The sequence below is a fragment of the Sphingobium sp. L-44 genome (assembly GCF_056859495.1).
Window position 1 is genome coordinate 32,405 of record NZ_JBSXOQ010000080.1, and the last position, 18,984, is coordinate 51,388.

Annotated in this window: 18 protein-coding genes; 8 read left to right on the plus strand and 10 right to left on the minus strand. The window is 65.5% G+C overall.

What is annotated here, in order from left to right; translation table 11 throughout:
• Nucleotides 1-84: 84 nt before the first annotated feature.
• Both ihfA and AC13EK_RS09135 read left to right on the plus strand, forming a co-directional pair.
• Nucleotides 85-381 carry an integration host factor subunit alpha gene (ihfA, locus tag AC13EK_RS09130; RefSeq protein ID WP_004209953.1) on the plus strand — a complete coding sequence of 99 codons (297 nt, stop codon included), beginning with the start codon at nucleotides 85-87 and terminating at the stop codon, nucleotides 379-381.
• A gap of 82 nt (nucleotides 382-463) precedes the next feature.
• A complete protein-coding gene (locus tag AC13EK_RS09135; protein ID WP_010336848.1) occupies nucleotides 464-808 on the plus strand; it encodes a MerR family transcriptional regulator in 345 nt (114 codons plus the stop codon).
• A gap of 6 nt (nucleotides 809-814) precedes the next feature.
• Here AC13EK_RS09135 and AC13EK_RS09140 read toward each other — a convergent pair whose 3' ends face one another.
• The 4 genes from AC13EK_RS09140 to AC13EK_RS09155 all read right to left on the minus strand — a co-directional run bounded on the left by AC13EK_RS09140 (nucleotide 815) and on the right by AC13EK_RS09155 (nucleotide 5,150).
• Entirely contained in the window at nucleotides 815-1,339 is a 525-nt protein-coding gene (locus AC13EK_RS09140) for a GNAT family N-acetyltransferase (RefSeq protein WP_069335714.1), read from the minus strand.
• Nucleotides 1,340-1,341: 2 nt separating this feature from the next.
• Nucleotides 1,342-1,884 carry a SixA phosphatase family protein gene (locus AC13EK_RS09145; RefSeq protein ID WP_017499105.1) on the minus strand — a complete coding sequence of 181 codons (543 nt, stop codon included), beginning with the start codon at nucleotides 1,882-1,884 and terminating at the stop codon, nucleotides 1,342-1,344.
• A 91-nt stretch (nucleotides 1,885-1,975) separates the two neighbouring features.
• Entirely contained in the window at nucleotides 1,976-4,729 is a 2,754-nt protein-coding gene (locus AC13EK_RS09150; RefSeq protein ID WP_277788060.1) for an ATP-dependent DNA helicase, read from the minus strand.
• 49 nt (nucleotides 4,730-4,778) lie between these two features.
• A complete protein-coding gene (locus tag AC13EK_RS09155) occupies nucleotides 4,779-5,150 on the minus strand; it encodes a PilZ domain-containing protein (RefSeq protein ID WP_069335712.1) in 372 nt (123 codons plus the stop codon).
• Between the two features lie 131 nt (nucleotides 5,151-5,281).
• Between AC13EK_RS09155 and AC13EK_RS09160 the strand changes: the two genes are divergently transcribed.
• A complete protein-coding gene (locus AC13EK_RS09160) occupies nucleotides 5,282-6,874 on the plus strand; it encodes a lysine--tRNA ligase (protein ID WP_069335711.1) in 1,593 nt (530 codons plus the stop codon).
• A 184-nt stretch (nucleotides 6,875-7,058) separates the two neighbouring features.
• Here the strand turns inward: AC13EK_RS09160 and AC13EK_RS09165 are convergent, their stop codons facing one another.
• The 3 genes from AC13EK_RS09165 to AC13EK_RS09175 all read right to left on the minus strand — a co-directional run bounded on the left by AC13EK_RS09165 (nucleotide 7,059) and on the right by AC13EK_RS09175 (nucleotide 9,422).
• A complete protein-coding gene (locus AC13EK_RS09165) occupies nucleotides 7,059-7,529 on the minus strand; it encodes an RcnB family protein (protein ID WP_069335710.1) in 471 nt (156 codons plus the stop codon).
• 173 nt (nucleotides 7,530-7,702) lie between these two features.
• Complete coding sequence (locus tag AC13EK_RS09170; RefSeq protein ID WP_004209961.1) at nucleotides 7,703-8,380, minus strand: 2OG-Fe(II) oxygenase; 678 nt, start codon at nucleotides 8,378-8,380, stop codon at nucleotides 7,703-7,705.
• A gap of 100 nt (nucleotides 8,381-8,480) precedes the next feature.
• Nucleotides 8,481-9,422, minus strand: coding sequence for an RcnB family protein (locus AC13EK_RS09175; RefSeq protein ID WP_069335709.1), 942 nt, complete (start codon nucleotides 9,420-9,422; stop codon nucleotides 8,481-8,483).
• A 298-nt stretch (nucleotides 9,423-9,720) separates the two neighbouring features.
• On the opposite strand from AC13EK_RS09175, the gene AC13EK_RS09180 reads away from it, so the two are divergent.
• The 3 genes from AC13EK_RS09180 to AC13EK_RS09190 all read left to right on the plus strand — a co-directional run bounded on the left by AC13EK_RS09180 (nucleotide 9,721) and on the right by AC13EK_RS09190 (nucleotide 13,638).
• Nucleotides 9,721-10,206 carry a biliverdin-producing heme oxygenase gene (locus AC13EK_RS09180; protein ID WP_069335708.1) on the plus strand — a complete coding sequence of 162 codons (486 nt, stop codon included), beginning with the start codon at nucleotides 9,721-9,723 and terminating at the stop codon, nucleotides 10,204-10,206.
• Nucleotides 10,199-12,763 carry an HWE histidine kinase domain-containing protein gene (locus AC13EK_RS09185; RefSeq protein WP_483022168.1) on the plus strand — a complete coding sequence of 855 codons (2,565 nt, stop codon included), beginning with the start codon at nucleotides 10,199-10,201 and terminating at the stop codon, nucleotides 12,761-12,763. Before AC13EK_RS09180 ends, AC13EK_RS09185 begins: the two co-directional genes overlap by 8 nt.
• 65 nt (nucleotides 12,764-12,828) lie before the next feature.
• Entirely contained in the window at nucleotides 12,829-13,638 is an 810-nt protein-coding gene (locus tag AC13EK_RS09190) for a DODA-type extradiol aromatic ring-opening family dioxygenase (protein ID WP_069335706.1), read from the plus strand.
• 9 nt (nucleotides 13,639-13,647) lie between these two features.
• Here AC13EK_RS09190 and AC13EK_RS09195 read toward each other — a convergent pair whose 3' ends face one another.
• The 3 genes from AC13EK_RS09195 to AC13EK_RS09205 form a co-directional block, all read right to left on the minus strand.
• A complete protein-coding gene (locus AC13EK_RS09195) occupies nucleotides 13,648-14,199 on the minus strand; it encodes a (2Fe-2S)-binding protein (protein ID WP_037518613.1) in 552 nt (183 codons plus the stop codon).
• On the minus strand, nucleotides 14,196-14,672 hold the full coding sequence (locus AC13EK_RS09200; RefSeq protein WP_037507334.1) for a DUF2721 domain-containing protein: 477 nt from the start codon (nucleotides 14,670-14,672) through the stop codon (nucleotides 14,196-14,198). The genes AC13EK_RS09195 and AC13EK_RS09200 overlap by 4 nt, the downstream gene beginning before the upstream one ends.
• Nucleotides 14,673-14,810: 138 nt before the next feature.
• Nucleotides 14,811-16,022, minus strand: coding sequence for an LL-diaminopimelate aminotransferase (locus AC13EK_RS09205; protein ID WP_004209971.1), 1,212 nt, complete (start codon nucleotides 16,020-16,022; stop codon nucleotides 14,811-14,813).
• A 143-nt stretch (nucleotides 16,023-16,165) separates the two neighbouring features.
• On the opposite strand from AC13EK_RS09205, the gene AC13EK_RS09210 reads away from it, so the two are divergent.
• Together AC13EK_RS09210 and AC13EK_RS09215 are read left to right on the plus strand one after the other, a co-directional pair.
• Complete coding sequence (locus AC13EK_RS09210; RefSeq protein ID WP_069335705.1) at nucleotides 16,166-17,905, plus strand: PHA/PHB synthase family protein; 1,740 nt, start codon at nucleotides 16,166-16,168, stop codon at nucleotides 17,903-17,905.
• 141 nt (nucleotides 17,906-18,046) lie between these two features.
• Nucleotides 18,047-18,910 carry a phasin family protein gene (locus tag AC13EK_RS09215; RefSeq protein ID WP_069335704.1) on the plus strand — a complete coding sequence of 288 codons (864 nt, stop codon included), beginning with the start codon at nucleotides 18,047-18,049 and terminating at the stop codon, nucleotides 18,908-18,910.
• The last annotated feature ends 74 nt before the right edge of the window (nucleotides 18,911-18,984 follow it).

The following is an 18,984-nucleotide window of genomic DNA, read 5'->3' on the forward strand; positions in this document are numbered from 1 at the left end:
GCCGAATCACCCAACATGCATCACATTTGTGTCGCATTCATTTGCCCTGGCAGATGATGCAGGGGGGCACATTGGGGATTTGCGATGACCGGCACTGGCACACTGACCCGCGCTGATCTGGCGGAGAGCGTCAATCGTCACATTGGCTTGTCCCGCGCGGAAGCGGCGGCACTGGTCGAATCGATCCTGGAACATATGTCGACTGCGCTGGAGCGCGGCGAAAATGTGAAAATTTCGAGTTTCGGTACCTTCGTCCTGCGCGACAAGAATGAGCGCATGGGGCGCAACCCGAAGACCGGGATCGAGGTGCCGATCGAGCCGCGCCGGGTGCTCACATTCCGCGCGAGCCAGACGATGCGGGACCGCGTTGCCTCGACCTGAGGCAATTCGGTCAGCTTTTGTAATATTGGCGTATATTTACCGTAGTTGACCTTTACGGGACTATGGGTGCAACATTGCGCCCATGGAAAAGGCCGAGGGCGCATTTCTGACCATCAGCGAACTGGCGACAGAGCTGGGTCTTGCCCAACATATTTTGCGCTATTGGGAAACCCGCTTTCCGCAATTGCGTCCGCTCCAGCGATCGGGCAACCGGCGCTACTATCGTCCTGCCGATGTGGCGCTGGCACGGCGCATCAACCAGTTGCTCAATGTCGAGGGCTTCACGGTCAAGGGCGCGCAGAAGGCGCTGGCTGATGGCACGGACGACATAGCGGTCGATCCGCTGCCCGCCGCGACGCCGGAGCCGGACCTGATCGCGCGGCTCGAAGCCATCCGGGCCGATCTGGCGCGCGCCTTGGGTCGCTGATCGCGATCAGAGCGTCCGGGCATAGACAAGGTCGCGGAACGGCACGTCCCCGACCATGAAGGTCAGTTCGCCGATCTCGACAAAATCATGCCGGGCATAGAAACGCCGCGCCCGATCATTCTGTGGATAGACGGCCAGCAGCAGTCGGCGTGCGCCGCGTCGCCGGGCCTCCGCCAGCACCAGCGCCATCAGCGCGTCGCCATTGCCGCCACCCTGCCACCCGCTCAGCAGATAGATGCGCTTGAGTTCGACATCCGCCCGGTCGTCGGTCGGTACCGGCAGGTCAGGCGGGGTGATCAGCGCATAGCCGACCGGCGCGCCCAGCGGCGTCTCGCCGATCAGGATCGTCTGGGCCGGATCGGCGAGGGCTGCACGATAATAGTTCTCGCCATGCGCCTTGCGGATATGGGCGACCAACGCCTCGCCGGGATGGTCATGGGCAAAGCTTGCGAGGAAAGTGGCGCCGCCCAATATCGCCAATGCGGCGGCATCGGAGGCGACAGCCGGCCGCCAGTGAATCGGCGTGGTCAAGCTCAGCGCGATCCCGGACCCAGCGCCGGGTCCAGGTCGCGAGGACGGGTGAAGCTCAGCAATGTGCCGCACTTGTCCGTCGTCGCGTCCCACTGGTCGATGGCGAGATCCATCACCGCGATGCTGGCGGTCGGAAATTTGATTTCCACATCCTCGCGCAGCGGATTGGCGCCATCATCGGGAACCAGGCTCAGGATCAGTTCCTCGAAACCGGGATTATGTCCCGCCATCAGCACGCTGTCCGCCTCGTCCGGCAAATCGCGCAGCACGTCGATCAGGGTCGGGGCGGAGGCCAGATAGATGCGCCGGTCCCAGCGGGCGTCCAGCGTTTCGCCATAGCCGGTGAAGAAGGTGTCGAGCGTCTGGACGACGCGGGCAGCGGGGGATGCGACCAGCAGGTCGAACCGCATATCCTTGCGCGCGGCGAATTGGCCCATCAGCAGCGCGGCCTTTTCCCCCCGGCGGTTGAGCGGCCGGTCGAAATCCCGCGCGACCGGATCGTCCCAATCGGACTTGGCATGGCGCAACAGGGTCAACCGCTTCATTCTCGCTCCAGCTCCTCGCGCCTTGTTGCGGCGGAATTTTTCCTGCCGACTCGCAAAAACGCAGAAAACAAAGGCGCCGTGCCCAGTCGGGTCACCGCATGCCGGGTTCGCTTCCCTGATGCCCTAACGTTGTTCGGTCGCCAAGGCCAGCGTCCTGCATGTCCCGCGCCTGCATCTTTGCGCTGACGGCGATGATCGCCTCGTCCAGCGTCAGCCGGCGGATCGGCGTGCCGGGCGGGAAGGCGCTCAGCAGCCGGCTCGGCATGGCGGCGGACAGGATCACGAAGCTGCCCTTGTCCTCGGCGCGTCGGATCAGCCGGCCGAACGCCTGCGCCAGACGCGCCCGGATCAGCCGGTCGTCATAGGCGCTGCCACCCCCCGCCAGGCGCCGGGCGGCATGCAGCACGGTCGGCTTGGACCAGGGCACGCCCTCCATCACCACCAGCCGCAGCGAATGACCGGGCACATCGACGCCATCGCGCAGCGCATCGGTGCCCAGCAGCGATGCACGCGGATCGTCGCGGAAGATATCGACCAATGTGCCGGTATCCATCGGATCGACATGCTGGGCATAGAGCGGCAGGCCGGCGCGGGCGAGCCGGTCGGCGATGCGCGCATGCACGGCCCGCAGCCGCCGGATCGCGGTGAACAGGCCCAGCGTGCCGCCGCCCGATGCCTCGATCAGCCGGGCATAGGCGCCCGACATGGCGGCGATGTCGCCGCGCTTGATGTCGGTGACGATTAGCACTTCGGCGCGATCGGGATAGTCGAACGGGCTGGCCGCCTCGAACCGTTCGGCGCTGTGGGGCAGGTGGGTGACGCCGCTGCGCGCCTCGGCATTGGACCAGTCGCCGCCGCCCTTCAGCGTGGCGGAGGTGACGATCACCCCCTGCGCGGGTTGCAGCACCGCCTCGGCCAGCGGGCGGGTCGGGTCGAGCCAGTGACGGTGCAGGCCGATATCATATTCGCGCCCCTCGACCCGGTCGACGGTCATCCAGTCGACGAAATCGGGGTCGGCCGAGCCGCCGATCCGCGCCAGCAGCGCCAGCCAGGCGCTGATCAGGTCGCGGCGCCAGCCCAGCGATCCGATTGCCCCTTCGATCCGCGCCCGCGCCGCGCCGTCGAGCCAGTCGGGCGCATCCTCCAATACGGCTTCCAGCCGCTTGGACAGCCGAACCAGCGGCTTCAGCAGCGCATCGAGCGCGATCGCCGCTTCCTGTGCCGCCTCGACCAGCGGGCCATCGGGCTCGGCCAGTTCGGTCTCCAGCCCATAGCCGGCATCCGCCTCGCCGCTGTCGGCGGCGCGCGCGAAGACGGTGCCGCGCACCGTGGCGAGCAATTCCTCCAGCGGGCCGAAAGGCTCACCTGCCACGATTCGCTTCAGCCAGTCGTCGGCCGGCAAAGCGCGCGCAGCTTCGACCGCCGTGCGGATCGCCTCGCCGCCTTCCTCGTCATAGCTGGCAAGGTCGGACAGGCGCGCCGCCAGGCCCCGGCGGCGGCCGCGCGATCCGCCTTCCGGTCCCATCACCCAGCGCCGCAGTTCGATCGCCTCCTGCCCCGACAGCGCGACCGAAAAGGTCGAATCGGCGGCGTCGAACAGGTGATGGCCCTCGTCGAAGACGATGCGTTGCGGGCGCTGCCCGGTCTCCCGGCCGCGCGCGGCGTTGATCATCACCAGCGCATGATTGGCGATGACGATGTCCGCCTCGGCCGATGCCCGCGCCGACCGTTCGATGAAGCATTTCCGATAATGGGGGCAGCCGGCATAGATGCACTCGCCGCGCCGGTCGGTCAGCGCGGTGGAGCCGTTGCGCCGGAACAGGATGGGCAGCCAGCCGGGCAGGTCGCCGCCCACCATGTCGCCATCCTTGGAGAAGGCGGCCCAGCGCGCGACCAGTTGCGCCAATATGGCGGCGCGGCCGGCAAAGCCGCCCTGCAACGCATCTTCCAGATTGAGCAGGCAGAGATAATTTTCCCGCCCCTTGCGCACCACCACGCGTCGCGCGGCGGTCGCCGGATCGGGGAAGAGGCGCAGCGATTCCCGGTCGAGCTGGCGTTGCAGCGCCTTGGTATAGGTGGATATCCACACCGTGCCCTGCGCCTGCGCGGCCCAGAGCGAGGCGGGGGCGAGATAGCCCAGCGTCTTGCCGATGCCGGTGCCGGCTTCCGCCAGCAGCATGTTGGGCTGGTCGCGATGCGTGCGCGGGCGAAAGGCCTCCATCGCGGCGGCGGCATAGGCGCGCTGGCCGGGGCGGGGTTCGGCGCCCGGTCCGGTCAGGCTGTCGAGCCGCGCCAGCACGTCATCCTCCTCCATCGCCACGGTGCGCGGGGCAGGGCGGGGCGCAGCCTCCTCCCATTCGGGCAGCTTGGAAAAGAGCCAGCGTTCCGCCTCCGCCGGGCGGCTGATGCGCGGCGCGACCAGCGGCGACCAGGGCCAGCGCAGCCGGTGCAGCGCCTGCGCCGCGGTCCAGCCGCCTTCTCTTTCTTTCCATTCCGGGGAATCGAGCCGGTCGAGCAGGGCGCGCGCCGCCATCTGTAGCAGGGTCGGGATATCGCCTTCCTGTGCCGGCTGCGGCAGGTCCAGCGCCTCGGCCAGCCCCTTGGGCGTGGGCACCAGGAAGCGCGCGGGATGGACGAAGGCCCAGAGTTCCAGCAGGTCGAGGCCATTGAGATCGGGATAGCCCAGCCGCTGGCCGGTCAACGGTGCATTGAGCAGCAGCGTCGGCGTCTCGGCGGTGCGGGCAATGGCCTGCCCCTTGGCGACGCCCATGGTGCGGCTGCCTTCGCGCAGCCAGATGCCGCCATGGCTGGCATGGAGGGCGGGCAGGGCAGCAGGATCGATCACCCGTCCGGCTTAGGGCAAGGCGAACAAAAGGGAAACCGAAATGCGCCGATCAATTGGTCCGGCGGCCAAAACCCATGGGGCCGGAATAGACGAAGGCGGGCGCTGCCGGTCGGGGCTGGAACGCCACCGGCGCGCGGCGGGCCAGGCGCGCCATTTCCAGCTGTTCGAACAGCGGCCCTTCGGTCAGGATATAGGGGAAACGGATGCCCATCCGGTCCTCTTCCGACCAGCGCACCGTGCCGAACACGCTATAGCCATCAATATCCAGCTGACACTGGCTTCCGGTCGGCAGCGAACAGCCGACGACCTGCGCGCCGCCCGCGCTCAGATCGACGATCGTCCCTTCCAGGCTGTCGAGCACGGTCGTGATGGTGATCGCGATGTCGACGGGAATCCGTTCGCGGCTGCGGGGTGTCTGCATGGGAGCCTCCATATGACCAGACCATGGAGGAACAGGGTGAACAAAATCTAAATATGAAGCCCGGTTTAACGCGTTTTTGCCTCCAAAAGCCGTTCCCTTTCGGCCCCCGCGGCGGTAGGGGCTTTGGCATCATGACCATATCCGACATTCTCCGCACCGCCGCGAACGCGTCCAAGGCCTGGCCCTATGAGGAGGCGCGCAAGCTTCTCAAGCGTTACCCCAATGGCGCGCCGGAGAAAGGGCATATCCTGTTCGAGACCGGTTATGGCCCGTCGGGCCTGCCGCATATCGGCACCTTCAACGAAGTGCTGCGCACCACCATGGTCCGCAACGCCTTCCACGCGCTGTCGGACATCCCGACCCGGCTGGTGGCGTTCAGCGACGATCTGGACGGTTTCCGCAAGGTGCCCGACAATGTGCCGAACCAGGCGATGCTGGCGGACTATCTGGGCAAGCCGCTGACGCAGGTGCCCGATCCGTTCGAGAAATATGAAAGCTTCGCGCATCACAATAATGCGATGCTGCGCGAGTTTCTCGACAGCTTCGGCTTTGAGTATGAATTTGTCTCGGCCACCGAACGCTATCAGGCCGGCGCCTTCGACGAAGCGCTGCGCCAGGTGCTGCGCCGTTATCAGGCGATCATGGACATCATGCTGCCGACCCTGCGCAAGGAACGGCAGGCGACCTATTCGCCGGTGCTGCCGATCAGCCCCAAGAGCGGCATCGTGCTGCAGGTGCCGGTCGAGGTGGTCGATGCCGAAGCCGGCATCGTCCGCTTCGTGGACACTTCCGTTCCTGGCGGCGAGACGATCGAGCAGTCGATCCTGGGCGGCGGCGCCAAGCTGCAATGGAAGGTCGACTGGGCGATGCGCTGGTACGCGCTGGGCGTCGACTATGAAATGGCGGGCAAGGATCTGATCGACTCGGTCACCCAGTCGTCGAAGATCTGTCGCGCGCTCGGCGGCCGCCCACCCGAAGGCTTCAACTACGAGATGTTCCTCGACGAAAAGGGCGAGAAGATCTCCAAGTCCAAGGGCAATGGCCTCAGCCTCGAACAATGGCTGACTTATGGCCCGCAGGAAAGCCTGGCCTTCTACGCCTATCGCGAGCCGAAGAAGGCCAAGCAGCTGCATATGGGCGTGATCCCGCGCGCGGTTGACGAATATTGGCAGTTCCGCGGCAATTATCCCAAGCAGGCGATCGAGCAGCAGCTCGGCAACCCGGTCCATCATATCCATGATGGCAAGCTGCCGCAGGGCGAACTGCCGGTGACCTTCGGTCTGCTGCTCAATCTGGTCGGCGTGATGGGTGATGCCAGCCGCGAACAGGTGTGGAGCTATCTCCAGAATTATGTGCCCGGCGCCAGCGCGGAAACCTATCCCGAACTCGACGCGCTGATCGGCCATGCGCTTGCCTATCATCGCGATTTCGTCGCGCCGACGCTCCAGCGCCGCGCGCCGCACGCCAATGAAGCGGCGGCGCTTGCCAAGCTGGATGAAGAACTGGCCGCATTGCCGGCCGATGCCAGCGCGGAGGATATCCAGAATATCGTCTATGCCATCGGCAAGGATGAAGCCTTTGGCTTCGCTGAACTGCGCGACTGGTTCAAGGCTCTCTACCAGACGCTGCTGGGCGCCGATCAGGGGCCGCGCATGGGCAGCTTCATCGCGCTCTATGGCATCGACAACAGCCGCAAGCTGATTGCGCAGGCGCTCGCCGCCTGATCGGAACGAAGCGGGGGAACCATCGCGCGCGCAGGGCGTTTCGCGAACGGTCCACCCCCCTTTCGGACTGATGGCGTGCCTGGCACGGCATCGGCCGCGCCCGCCCGGAAACGGGGGGCGCGGCCAAGGGGGTAAAGAAAGGCCCCGGACATTGCTGTCCGGGGCCTTTCCTGTTTCGATCGGCTTACCAGAAGAAGTCGCGATGGACGGTCATGACCCGGCCGGTACGCACATTCACCAGCATCACGTCATTATAGTGGCGGACCCAACGCTGATTGGTGGCCGGACGGGGCAGGCGATAGCGATAGGGATCGGCGATATAATAGCGCGAGCTATAATAGGCCGGGCGAAGCTGGGCGCCGGCATTCCAGCGCGAATAGTGGAAGGGCGCATTCCAGTTGCCGGCGCGATAGACGTCGCGGTGGCTGCGGCGATAATCCTGCCAGTCTTCGCGCGCTTCCTGGCGGGAGTCGCGCACATCGCGACGGGCTTCGCGGACATCGCGGCGATCGCCATAGCGCTGGGCCGCGCGGAGGTCGCGCTGGTCTTCGCGCAGCCGCTGCTCGCTGCGGCGGGCTTCGCCATAGGACTGGGCGGAAGCGACGCTGGGGACGACGGTGGCCGCAAGAAGGCCAAGGATGATGATCTTGCGCATATTTCTACTCCCATCAATCTGGAGGCTCGGGGACGCTTCCAACCGCTTCAAGCGGGGCAGGTTCGCTTACCAACATGTTGAATATGGAGTGGATTCGCTGAACCGTCCGGGAACGGCGCTGTCAGGAACCAGTCATTTATGTCGCAAAGTGTAATGGCGCGCGACCTTCTGGGTCAGCGAACCCAGGGACGTTCGCGAAACCATTTGGTCACGACATATTTGGTGCCCTGAGCCACCGGCCGGGCGGCGTGCAGGCTATAGGGGTTGGGCGCACCGTCGGGCTTCAGGTTGTTCCAGATCAGGATCATCCCCTCGATCGGCGGCACCATGAATTCGCAGCGCGGAAAATGGGTCTCGCCCCCGCCCTCGACCGGCGACAAATAGATCATCGCCGTCCAGTTACGCTGGCCGCCGGTCTTGCGCATGTCGGGCCAATAGCTGGCATTGACCGGGAAATAGTCGCAATGGACCTTATATTCCTGGCCCTGGGTGTAACGCTGCCCCTGCAATGTCTCGCCATGGTCCGGCTCCAGCCCGGTCATCGCGCAGATGCGGGCGCTGATTGCATGGACCAGCGGGTCTTCCCGGTCGAGATTGCAGCTGTGGCTGGTGCGATAATCGGCATTTTCCCGCCCGGTGAACAGGGTAGAGGGCTGGGCACCGGCATCGATGATCGCGCGCATCACCGCGCATTCTTCGGCGCCCAGGAAATCCTGCCGCCCATAGATTTCCAGATGGGGGCTGTCGATGCGGCTGACCAGCGGGTTGCGGTTCAGCTTCTCGCGCACCCGATCGCCGATCGCGGCGCGGGCCGGCGACGCGGTGCCGCCATCATCCACTATCTCGTTCATGCCGCCTCCCTGCCATTTCCCGTCGGCGCTGCGCAATGAAAAAGGGCCCGGTGCGGTGTCGCACCGGCCCCAGTGTCCTGAAGGCCAGTTCAGGAGGCTGTCACCAGAAGAAGTTGCGGATCACGTCGACGACATAGCCATCGCGGATATCGACCAGCAGCGCATCGTCATAATAGCGGATCCAGCGCATCGTCCCGTAGGCCGGCGGCAGGCGGTAATAATAGGGATCGTTCAGCCAGTAATTGCTGCCATAGAGCGGCCCCGACAGGAACACACCGATCGAGAAGCTGCGATAGCCATAATTCCAGCCCGACGGCGCATAATAGCGGCCCATGCGATAGCGGTCGCCATAGCGGCTGCGATAGCCATACCAGTCATAGCGCCGGTCCTGGCGCCAGCCATTGTCCCAGCGGCGCTGGTCGGCCCAACGGGTGCGATCGTCATAGCGACGGCCACCATTGTTCCAGTTGCCGGGATAGCCGGGGCGATCGCCGCGCCGGTCATTGTCGCTCCAGCGTCGATCGTCGGGGCGGCCGTCGCGATTGCGGTCATTCCAGTCACGGCCGTTGCGATCCCGGTCCCAGACCTGCCGGTTCCAATCGGCGCGCGCGTCTGGCCGGGCATCCGGGCGGGCGTCGGGCCGGCGCCCATCACCGCGTCCGTCCGGGCGGTCGGGGCGGGCGACCGGCTGCATGCCGGGGGTCGGATTGCCGGGACGCTGCCAATTGCCATTGGGGCGATCGGCGCGCTGGTCGGGCCGCTGGTCCGGCCGGCTTACCCGCTCGGGGCCACCCTGCCAGCGCTGTGCAGGCGCCGCCATTTGCGGACGTCCGCCAGCATTGCCATTGACGCGATCACCGCCACCCTGCCAGCGGGTGCTGCCCTGGGAGCCGCGCATGTCGCCGCCCCGGTTTCCGGGATTGCCGGCGCCACGCTCGCCGCGCGGACCGCCGCCATTGTCACCACGCTGGGCATAGGCCGGTGCCACGCCGCCCAGCAGCGTCGCACCCATCAGGCCGGCCAGCATCCATTTCCTCAGCATCGTTCCGATTCCTCGTGCGGGAACCATCTGTTCCCTTCATGCCGCATCTCTACGCGGATGGCGATGTCGCGATGCTGAACTCTTCTGTCAGCGATTTGAAAGATTCTGTCCCGGAACAATGGACAATCTCGATCATTCCATCCATCCCACCATCTTGCATCGGAAAAGCCCGGTAAATGGGCTGTTCGGCGCAAAGCTGATCCAGATCAGTGCAGTGCCGACAAACAACCTTTAGGACCAACGGGTGATAAGAACCGCCGATGCCGGCCGCATAAGACAGGCCCTGCGCGCCGCGACGATGGAGAGCCATCAACGGGTCGATGACCTGTTTTCCCATTTTTCGCTCGCTTCCGCGCCCGATTACCGGGCGTTCCTGCGTGCCCATGCCCGCGCGATCGCCGCGCTGGAGCCGGTCGCCCAGCCCGATTCGCCGCGCCTGGCGCTGATGGCGCAGGATCTGGCGGCCTTGGGAGAGGCCATGCCTGCGCCGCTGTCGATGCCGTCCACGGGCGGCGACGGCTTCCGCTGGGGCCTGCTCTATGCGCTCGAAGGATCGCGTCTGGGCGGCGCGATGCTTGCGCGCAAGGTCGCCCAGGACCTGCCCCGCGCCTATCTGTCCGCCGTGCATGGCATGGGCGGCTGGGTCGCCTTCCAGCAGCAGCTGGATGCCGCAGCGGCTCAGGGCGACGCGGACTGGCTGGACGATGCGATCGCCGGGGCGCAGGCCGCCTTCACCCTGTTCGAGGCGGGCGCGCGCGCCGAGCGGGAGGTCGCCTGTGACTGATGTGACCAGCCCGGAAGCCCAGGGCTTCGCCGTCGACATCAACAATTGCGATCGCGAGCCGATTCATGTGCTCGGCACGGTCCAGCCGTTCGGCTTTCTTGTCGCCCTGACGGCCGACTGGCTGGTATCGCGCGTCTCGACCAACAGCGCCGACCATATCGGCCTGGCGCCGGACCAGATGCTGGGCCAGCCGATCAGCGCGCTCTTCACCGCCGATGCGATCCACACGCTGCGCAATCGCATCACCCTGCTGCGCGGCCCTGATTCGGTGGAGCGGGTCTTCTCGCTGCCGCTGGTGGAGGGCGGCGCACCTTTCGACGTGGCCGTCCATTTTTCCGGCCAACTGGTGGTGATCGAGGCGGAGCCGGCCGTGCCCGACGAGATGGAGGCCAGTTCCATGGTCCGCTCGATGGTCGCGCGGCTGGCGCAGGCAGACAGCATGACCGCCTTCCTGCGCGATGGCGCGCGCCAGGTGCGGGCACTCACCGGCTTCGATCGGGTGATGGTCTATCGCTTTGCCGACAATGGCGATGGCGAGGTGGTAGCGGAGGCGCTGCGGCCCGGCATCGACAGTTTCTTCGGCCTGCATTATCCGGACTCCGACATCCCGGCGCAGGCGCGCGCGCTCTACATGCGCAACATCTTCCGGGTGATCGCCGACATCAATGCGCCGCCGGTGCCGGTCATCCCGGCGCTCGATCCCGCCGGCGCCGCGCTCGACATGTCGCTGTGCGTCACCCGCGCTGTGTCGCCGATCCATATCGAATATCTGCGCAACATGGGGGTGGGGGCCTCGCTCTCCATCTCGATCATCGTCGATGGCAAGCTGTGGGGCCTGTTCGCCTGCCATCATTATGCGCCGCGCCTGCCCAGCTTCGCGCAGCGCAGTGCCGCCGAACTGTTCGGCCAGATCTTCTCGATGATGCTGGAAGGCCGCGAGCGGGCAGAGACTGCCAGCTATGAGGGCAAGGCGCGTCAGGTCGCCGACCGGCTGCTCTCCGCCGTCGCGCAGGATCATAACCTGATGACCAACGCCCGCTGGCTGGGCGACATCATCTTCGATACGATTCCCGCCGATGGCGTGGGCATCTATATTGACGGGCAGATGACGCTGTCAGGCCTGACCCCGGACGAGCCGTCCTTCGCCGCGATCGTCTCGATGCTCAACCGCACCGCCGCCAGCCAGGTCTATACCACCGACAGCATCGCCCGCATCATGCCGGAAGCCCTGGCCCATGCCGATCGCGCCGCCGGACTGCTCGCCATTCCGATCTCGCGCCGGCCGCGCGACTATGTCGTGCTGTTCCGTGCCGAACAGCTGCGCTCGGTCCGTTGGGCCGGCAAGCAGGACAAGCATATCGAATATGGCCCCAACGGCCCGCGCCTGACCCCGCGCAAGAGTTTCGAGGAATGGTCGGAACTGGTGAAGGGCACGGCCGTCGCTTTCATGCCAGCCGAACTGCGCGTCGCCGAAGCGCTGCGCACGGCGCTGCTGGAAGTGATCCTGCGCCTGTCCGATTCCGCTGACGAGGAACGGCAGCGCGCGCATGAAAAGCAGGAATTGCTGATCGCGGAACTCAACCACCGCGTCCGCAATATTCTCGCGCTGATCCGCGGCCTGATTTCCCAGACCCGCGACAGCGCCATGTCGGTCGACCAGTTCATCGGCACGCTGGAAAGCCGCGTCCATGCGCTGGCCCGCGCCCATGACCAGATCACCGCCGATCGCTGGGCGCCCGCGCGCCTCTATGACCTGATCGAGGTGGAGGCCGGCGCCTATCTCGGCGACCGGCGTGACCGGGTGAAGCTGACCGGTCCCAATGTGCTACTGACCCCCGCCGCCTTCACCGTGCTGGCGCTCGTCATCCACGAACTGCTGACCAATGCCGCCAAATATGGCGCGCTGTCCGACAATGGATCGGTCGCGATCGAATGGCATGTCGATGCCGAGGGCAGCCTGCTGCTCCACTGGCTGGAAAGCGGCGGCCCGGCCGTCGTCGCGCCCTCGCGCCGGGGTTTCGGCTCGACCGTGATCGAGCGTTCCATCCCCTATGATCTGGATGGCCGGGCGGAGGTCAATTATCGGCTGGCGGGGCTGGAAGCGCGCTTCTGCATTCCGTCCGCCCATGTCGCCTCGATCCTGCCCGACGTGGCCGGCACCGATCGCGCCAAGCCGGCGCCCGCTCCCTCGCCGCATCTGCTCAAGGGGCGGCAGATTTTGCTGGTCGAGGATAATATGATCATCGCCATGGATGGCGAGGATGCGCTGCGCGACCTCGGCGCGCAGGTGGTCACCGCCGCCAGCATCGGCCGCGCGCATGAGGCGATCACGCTCCATCCGGTCGACCTCGCCGTGCTCGACTTCAATCTGGGCAATGAAACCAGCCTGCCGATCGCGGACATGCTGGCGGAACGCGGTGTGCCCTTCCTCTTCGCCACCGGCTATGGCGACGGGCTCGACCTGCCGGATCGCTTCAGCGACGTCATCCTGCTCAAGAAGCCCTATTCGGGCGCGACCCTGGCCCAGGCGATCGCGCCGATGCTGGCCAGGGGCTGACAGGAAACAGTCGGTTTCCGCCTGGCGCGTTGCGCGGGCGGCGCCGACGTCCGATCTAGGCGGGCATGAAACAGCCAGCCTTGTTCATCCCCCATGGCGGTGGTCCCTGCTTCTTCATGGACCCCGCCGATCCCCAGCACCCGCACAGTGACGCCATGTGGCAGCCGATGCAGGATTATCTTGCCGGCCTGATCGCCGCCCTGCCGGAACGGCCGCGCGCGATCCTGCTGGTGTCGGGCCATTGGGAAACGCCCGGCTTTACGGTCCATGACGGCACCCGGCCGCCCTTGCTGTTCGACTATTTCGGCTTCCCTCCGCATACCTATCAGTTGCGCTGGGACGCGCCGGGCGCGCCCGCGCTTGCCGATCGCGCGGCCGAATTGCTGGAGCAGGCGGGCTTTCCCACAGCGCGCGAATCCGAACGGGGCTGGGACCATGGCGTCTTCATCCCGATGAAGGTCGCGCTGCCCGATGCCGACATTCCGGTCGCCCAATTGTCCTTGCGCCGCGATCTCGATCCCGCCGCCCATATCGCTGCCGGTCGCGCGCTGGCGCCGCTGCGCGACGAAGGCGTGCTGATCGTCGGATCGGGCATGAGCTTCCACAATCTGCGCGTGCGCGGCGCGATGGCGACGGCGCCTTCGCGCGAATGGGACGATGCGCTGCGCGATGCCGTGACCGATCCCGATCCGGCTCGCCGGGCGGCGCGCGTCGCCGCCTGGGATCATCTGCCCCATGCCCGCTTCGCCCATCCGCGCGAGGAGCATCTGCTGCCGCTGATGGTGGCGCTGGGCGCTGGCGGCGAGGATGCCGCGATCTGTGCCCATCGCAGCACGGTGCTGGGCTGGACGGTTTCGGGCTATCGTTTCGGTTAAGGCCGATATTTACGGCTTGCGCAGCGCCGGTACGGTGCGCACCGCCTCGTCCGGCGTGATGCCGGGCGGCGGTGCGGCCTGGATCGGATTGTCGCCGGCCTGGTCCTCGCCGCGCATGATCCGGCCGGCGCGCTTGATCGCGCCACGCAGCCGGGGATAGACGCCGCAGCGACAGATATTGGTGATCGCCGCATCGATCTCCGCATCGGTCGGGTCGTTGGTCCGCCGCAGCAATACCGACGCCGCCATGATGATGCCGGACATGCAGTAACCGCATTGGGAGACATTCTCGGCCGCAAACGCCTGTTGCAGCGGATGGCCACGATCGGGCGACAGCGCCTCGATCGTCGTCACGAACCGGCCTTCGGTCTTGCCGATCGTCACCTGGCAGGACCGCACCGCCTCGCCATCGATATCCACGGTGCAGGCGCCGCAATCGCCCGTGCCGCAGCCATATTTGGTCCCCGTCAGGTTCGACGCGTCGCGCAGCGCCCACAGCAGGGGCGTCTCCGGGTCCATTCGATATTGCACCGGCCGGTCGTTGACGGTGAAGCGCGTCATGCCGCCTCTTCCTCCTCCACCTTGTGATAGAGTACTTCGTTGCGGATATGGATGGTGCGCGACGCCAGGCGGATTTCCTGGATGAAGGTGCCGAACGCGGCGGCCTGAAGCACCATCGCCAGGCTGAACAGGATCGCGACCGGCGTGCCCAGATGGGCGTTGAACAGATTGCCCGCGAACAGCAGGATGACGACCAGACAGACCGCGCAGGCCGACGCCACCGACAGGAAGATCGCGCCATTGACCACGCTCATGCGCCGGTCGAGCACGCGGATCTCGCTCACCATCCGGTCATGCTCCTTGCCTCGCGTGCTCAGCACCCATTCCTCGACCGCGCGGGCGCGATCGATGATGCGGGCCAGCCGGCTGACGCAGACATTCAGGAACGCGCCGATACCGGCGAGCAGGAAGACGGGGGCAAGCGCCAGCTGGATCGTCTGGGCGACCTGGCTGACCTGCGGAAGGGGGATCATCGACTTGGTCCTCTCATCCCTCGCTTCTATCCTTGATCGCGGGCCAAGGGGCAAGGGGCACTAAAGCAAACGCCGCCGGACAAACCAATGTCCGACGGCGATCATGGTCATGGTTCGGGCGCGCGAGGCGCGTGAAGGTCAGGCAGCGCCCTTCGACGAAGGCGTGTTGACGCCCATCGACTTGAGATATTGCTTGATGTTGCGGGCCGCCTGGCGAAGCCGTTGCTCATTCTCGACCATGGCGATGCGGACATAGCCTTCGCCATCCTCGCCATAGCCCACGCCCGGCGCGACCGCGACCTTGGCATGGGTTAGCAGCTGCTTGGAAAATTCCAGGCTCCCCATGTCCTTGAGCGCTGGCGGCAGCGGCGCCCAGGCGAACATCGACGCGCGTGGCGCGGGAATGTCCCAGCCAGCGCGCGAGAAGCTCTCGACCATCACGTCGCGGCGCTTGTGATAGAGTTCGCGATTCTTGGCGACGATGTCCTGCGGGCCGTTGAGCGCGGCGCAGGCGGCCGCCTGGATCGGCGTGAAGGCGCCATAGTCCAGATAGGATTTCACCCGGCTCATCGCCGCGATCAGCTGCTTGTTGCCGACCGCAAAGCCGATGCGCCAGCCGGCCATCGAATAGGTCTTGGACAGGGATGTGAACTCGATCGCGACATCCTTGGCGCCCGGCACCTGCAGGATGGAGGGCGTCGGATTGCCGTCATAATAAAGCTCGGAATAGGCAAGGTCGCTCAGCACCCAGACCTTGTTCTCCTTCGCCCAGGCGACGAGCCGCTCGTAGAAGGCCAGGTCCACCGTCTCCGCCGTCGGGTTGGACGGATAATTGACCACTAGGATCGACGGGCGCGGCACGGTGAAGGCCATGGCGCGGTCGAGCGCGCGGAAATAATTCTCGTCCGGCGTCGTCGGCACCGACCGGATGGTCGCGCCAGCGATGATGAAGCCGAACATGTGGATCGGGTAGCTGGGGTTGGGCGCCAGCACCACGTCGCCCGGCGCGGTGATCGCGGTGGCGAGGCTGGCGAGGCCTTCCTTCGACCCCATGGTCACGACGACTTCGGTTTCCGGGTCGACATCGACGCCGAAACGGCGGCCATAATAATTGGCCTGCGCCTTGCGGAGGCCCGGAATCCCCTTGGACTGGGAATAGCCATGGGCGTCCGGCTTGCTGGCGACTTCGACCAGCTTGGCGATGACATGATCGGGCGGCGGCAGGTCGGGATTGCCCATGCCAAGGTCGATAATGTCCTCTCCCGCGGCGCGGGCTGCGGCTCGCATCGCGTTCACTTCGGCGATGACATACGGCGGCAGGCGCTTCATGCGGTAGAATTCTTCGGACATTATAGGGGCTTTCCTGAAAGCTCTCGGTAAGGAATAGTGCGTGGCACGCATTCGGCGTGTCACAATCTGGCTATAACCCGCCAGGCTGCGGCGCGCCAGTGAAAGCGGCTGATATCGGCAATGCCAGGAGGAGGAAGGTGGCCATGGAAACGCAGGATGTCCTGGAGCCCCATCTCCCGACCCTGGCGGAGATGCAGAAATGGACCCAGGTGCTGGGCCGCGCGCAGCAATTGATGCTGGAGCAGGCGGCGGGCGCGACCGGCCGGGTGCTGCCCTTCGATCCCGAAACCGTCGCCCGCATCCAGACCAGCTTTGCCGATGAAGGGCTGGCGCTGTGGCAGCGCTTTCTCGATTCCGGCGGCCTGCTGCGCGACCAGCCCGACCCGCCGCCGGCCGACAGCCCGGCCGCGCGCAAGGACCGGCGCTTTGCCGATCCCGCCTGGACGACCCATCCCTTCTACGACCTGATCCGGCAAAGCTATTTGCTGATCTCCGACTATCTGATGAACCTGGCCGATGCGGTCGACGGCGTCGATCCCAAGGCGAAGGCCAAGCTGCGCTTTGCCACCACCGGCATGCTCGATGCGATGGCGCCGTCCAACTTCCCGCTGATGAATCCGACGGTCGTGGAAAAGACGATCCAGAGCGGCGGCGAGAATCTGGTGAAGGGCCTTCAGCATATGCTGGCCGATATGGAGAAGGGCCAGCTCACCCATACTGACGGCACCCAGTTCGAACTGGGGCGCAACATCGCCGCGACGCCGGGCAAGGTGGTTCACGAAACCCCGCTCTACCAGCTGATCCATTATGCGCCCTCGACGCCCAGGGTGCTGGCGACGCCGCTGATCATCTTCCCGCCCTGGATCAACCGCTTCTACATTCTCGATCTCTCGCCCGAGAAAAGCTTCGTCAAATGGGCGGTGGACCAGGGGATCAGCGTCTTCCTCGTCTCGTGGAAGTCGGCCGACGCCTCGATGAAGGATATGGTCTGGGACGATTATATCCTCAGCGGCCAGATCGACGCGATCGATACGGTACGCGACCTGCTGAACGTGCCCAGCGTCCATACCATCGGCTATTGCGTGGCCGGCACGACGCTGGCCGCCACGCTGGCGCTGCTGGCCGCGCGGGGTGAAGCGGACAAGGTGGCGAGCGCGACCTTCTTCACGGCGCAGGTCGATTTCAGCGCGGCCGGCGACCTCACCCTGTTCGTCGATGACGAGCAGATGAAGCTGGTCGACCGTCTCTCCTCCAGCGGCTTCCTCGACGGGCGCTACATGGCGGCGACCTTCAACCTGCTGCGCGGGCGCGACCTCATCTGGAACTATGTGGTCAACAACTATCTGCTCGGCATGGACTATCCGCCCTTCGACCTGCTCTACTGGAATGGCGACACCACCAATCTGCCGGCGCGCTGGCATCGCGACTATCTGACCCAGCTCTATCGCGACAATATGCTGGTGGTGCCGGGCGCGATCAGCGTCGCCGGCACGCCGATCGACCTGACGCAGATCCACACGCCCGCCTATGTCCAGGCCGGCAAGGAGGATCATATCGCCCCGCTCGAAAGCGTGTGGAAACTGACCGAGCATCTCGCCGGGCCGGTACGCTTCCTGCTGGCAGGCTCGGGCCATATCGCCGGCGTCATCAACCCGCCGGTCGCGCAGAAATATCAATATTGGACCGCCGATGCGCCGCAGCCGACGCTGGATGATTTTGTTGCGGCTGCGCGCGAGACCAAGGGCAGCTGGTGGCCGGACTGGGCCGAATGGCTGCGCGGCATCGATTCGCGCGAGGTGGCTGTCCGCGGCGCGCGCAAGCCGGGCGGCGGCAAGCTTCGGGCAATAGAAGACGCGCCCGGACGTTACGTAAAAGCCCGGTAGAGGCGCGGATTTCAGCCATTTCCCATTGGCTGCCGATCAGTGCCGAAACATCAATATGTCTGATTTGTTGCACTGCACAATAGGCCTTGTAATCCTTTGGGATAAGGCTTATTGTGCAGTGCAACAAACGGAGGATGGTCGATGGCCGTTACCCCTAAGTCTGCGCGTGCCAAGCCGGTCGCGAAAAGCGGTTCCGCAACCTTGTCTGCCAGTGAGGCACTCAAGGCGGCTGAGTCCGCCCTGGGTGAGAAGCCCGCGCCCAAAAAGCCTGCCCCGCGCAAACCCGTCGCCAAGGCTGCTCCGGCAAAGGCGCCCGCGCCCAAGCCGGTAGCGAAGAAGCCGGCGCCGGTCGCGGCTGCTGAAGCTCCTGCTGCGGAACCGGCACCCGTTGCCGATCCGGTGGCGGTGGTCGCGGCGACGACGGCGGTGGATGCCGCACCCGAACCGATTGTTGAAGATGTTGAGGCGGTAGTGGCTCCGGAGCCTGTGTCCGCCCCGAAGACCAAAGCGAAGACGCTGCCTGCCACGGAAGGAACATTGATCATGAACGATATCCTCGAAACCGGTAAGAAGTTCGCCGAAGATACCAAGGCCAAGATGGAAACGGCCTATGCCGACCTGAACGAGAAGGCGAAGGCCGGTGTCGAAAAGTCGACCAAGGCGATGGAAGAACTGAGCGACATCGCCAAGGGCAATGTCGAAGCGCTGGTGGAGTCGGGCAAGATCGCGGCCAAGGGCTTCGAGACGCTGGGCCAGGAAGCCGTCGACTACAGCCGCAAGAGCTTCGAGAAGGCGACCGCCTCGATCAAGAGCTTCTCGACCGCCAAGACCCCGACCGAATTCTTCCAGCTGCAGAGCCAGTTCCTGTCGAGCAGCTTTGACGAGTTCACCAAGGAAGCCGCCAAGAGCAGCGAAGCCTTCATGAAGCTGGCCGGCGACATCAGCCAGCCGCTGACCGCGCGCGTGACCCTGGTCACCGACAAGGTGAAGTCGCTCGCCGCCTGAGGCGGACTGATTTTACAGCCGAATTTCCGGGCCGATATCCGGCCGGGATGATGAACAAGGGCGGTGCTCCGGTC

What these genes read in the sequence shown, in the direction of transcription:
- ihfA (WP_004209953.1), top strand. Translation starts at nt 85, where the DNA reads ATGACCGGCACTGGCACACTGACCCGCGCTGATCTGGCGGAGAGCGTC.
- AC13EK_RS09135 (WP_010336848.1), top strand. Translation starts at nt 464, where the DNA reads ATGGAAAAGGCCGAGGGCGCATTTCTGACCATCAGCGAACTGGCGACA.
- AC13EK_RS09145 (WP_017499105.1), bottom strand. Translation starts at nt 1,884, where the DNA reads ATGAAGCGGTTGACCCTGTTGCGCCATGCCAAGTCCGATTGGGACGAT.
- AC13EK_RS09155 (WP_069335712.1), bottom strand. Translation starts at nt 5,150, where the DNA reads ATGCAGACACCCCGCAGCCGCGAACGGATTCCCGTCGACATCGCGATC.
- AC13EK_RS09160 (WP_069335711.1), top strand. Translation starts at nt 5,282, where the DNA reads ATGACCATATCCGACATTCTCCGCACCGCCGCGAACGCGTCCAAGGCC.
- AC13EK_RS09165 (WP_069335710.1), bottom strand. Translation starts at nt 7,529, where the DNA reads ATGCGCAAGATCATCATCCTTGGCCTTCTTGCGGCCACCGTCGTCCCC.
- AC13EK_RS09170 (WP_004209961.1), bottom strand. Translation starts at nt 8,380, where the DNA reads ATGAACGAGATAGTGGATGATGGCGGCACCGCGTCGCCGGCCCGCGCC.
- AC13EK_RS09175 (WP_069335709.1), bottom strand. Translation starts at nt 9,422, where the DNA reads ATGCTGAGGAAATGGATGCTGGCCGGCCTGATGGGTGCGACGCTGCTG.
- AC13EK_RS09180 (WP_069335708.1), top strand. Translation starts at nt 9,721, where the DNA reads ATGGAGAGCCATCAACGGGTCGATGACCTGTTTTCCCATTTTTCGCTC.
- AC13EK_RS09190 (WP_069335706.1), top strand. Translation starts at nt 12,829, where the DNA reads ATGAAACAGCCAGCCTTGTTCATCCCCCATGGCGGTGGTCCCTGCTTC.
- AC13EK_RS09195 (WP_037518613.1), bottom strand. Translation starts at nt 14,199, where the DNA reads ATGACGCGCTTCACCGTCAACGACCGGCCGGTGCAATATCGAATGGAC.
- AC13EK_RS09200 (WP_037507334.1), bottom strand. Translation starts at nt 14,672, where the DNA reads ATGATCCCCCTTCCGCAGGTCAGCCAGGTCGCCCAGACGATCCAGCTG.
- AC13EK_RS09205 (WP_004209971.1), bottom strand. Translation starts at nt 16,022, where the DNA reads ATGTCCGAAGAATTCTACCGCATGAAGCGCCTGCCGCCGTATGTCATC.
- AC13EK_RS09210 (WP_069335705.1), top strand. Translation starts at nt 16,166, where the DNA reads ATGGAAACGCAGGATGTCCTGGAGCCCCATCTCCCGACCCTGGCGGAG.
- AC13EK_RS09215 (WP_069335704.1), top strand. Translation starts at nt 18,047, where the DNA reads ATGGCCGTTACCCCTAAGTCTGCGCGTGCCAAGCCGGTCGCGAAAAGC.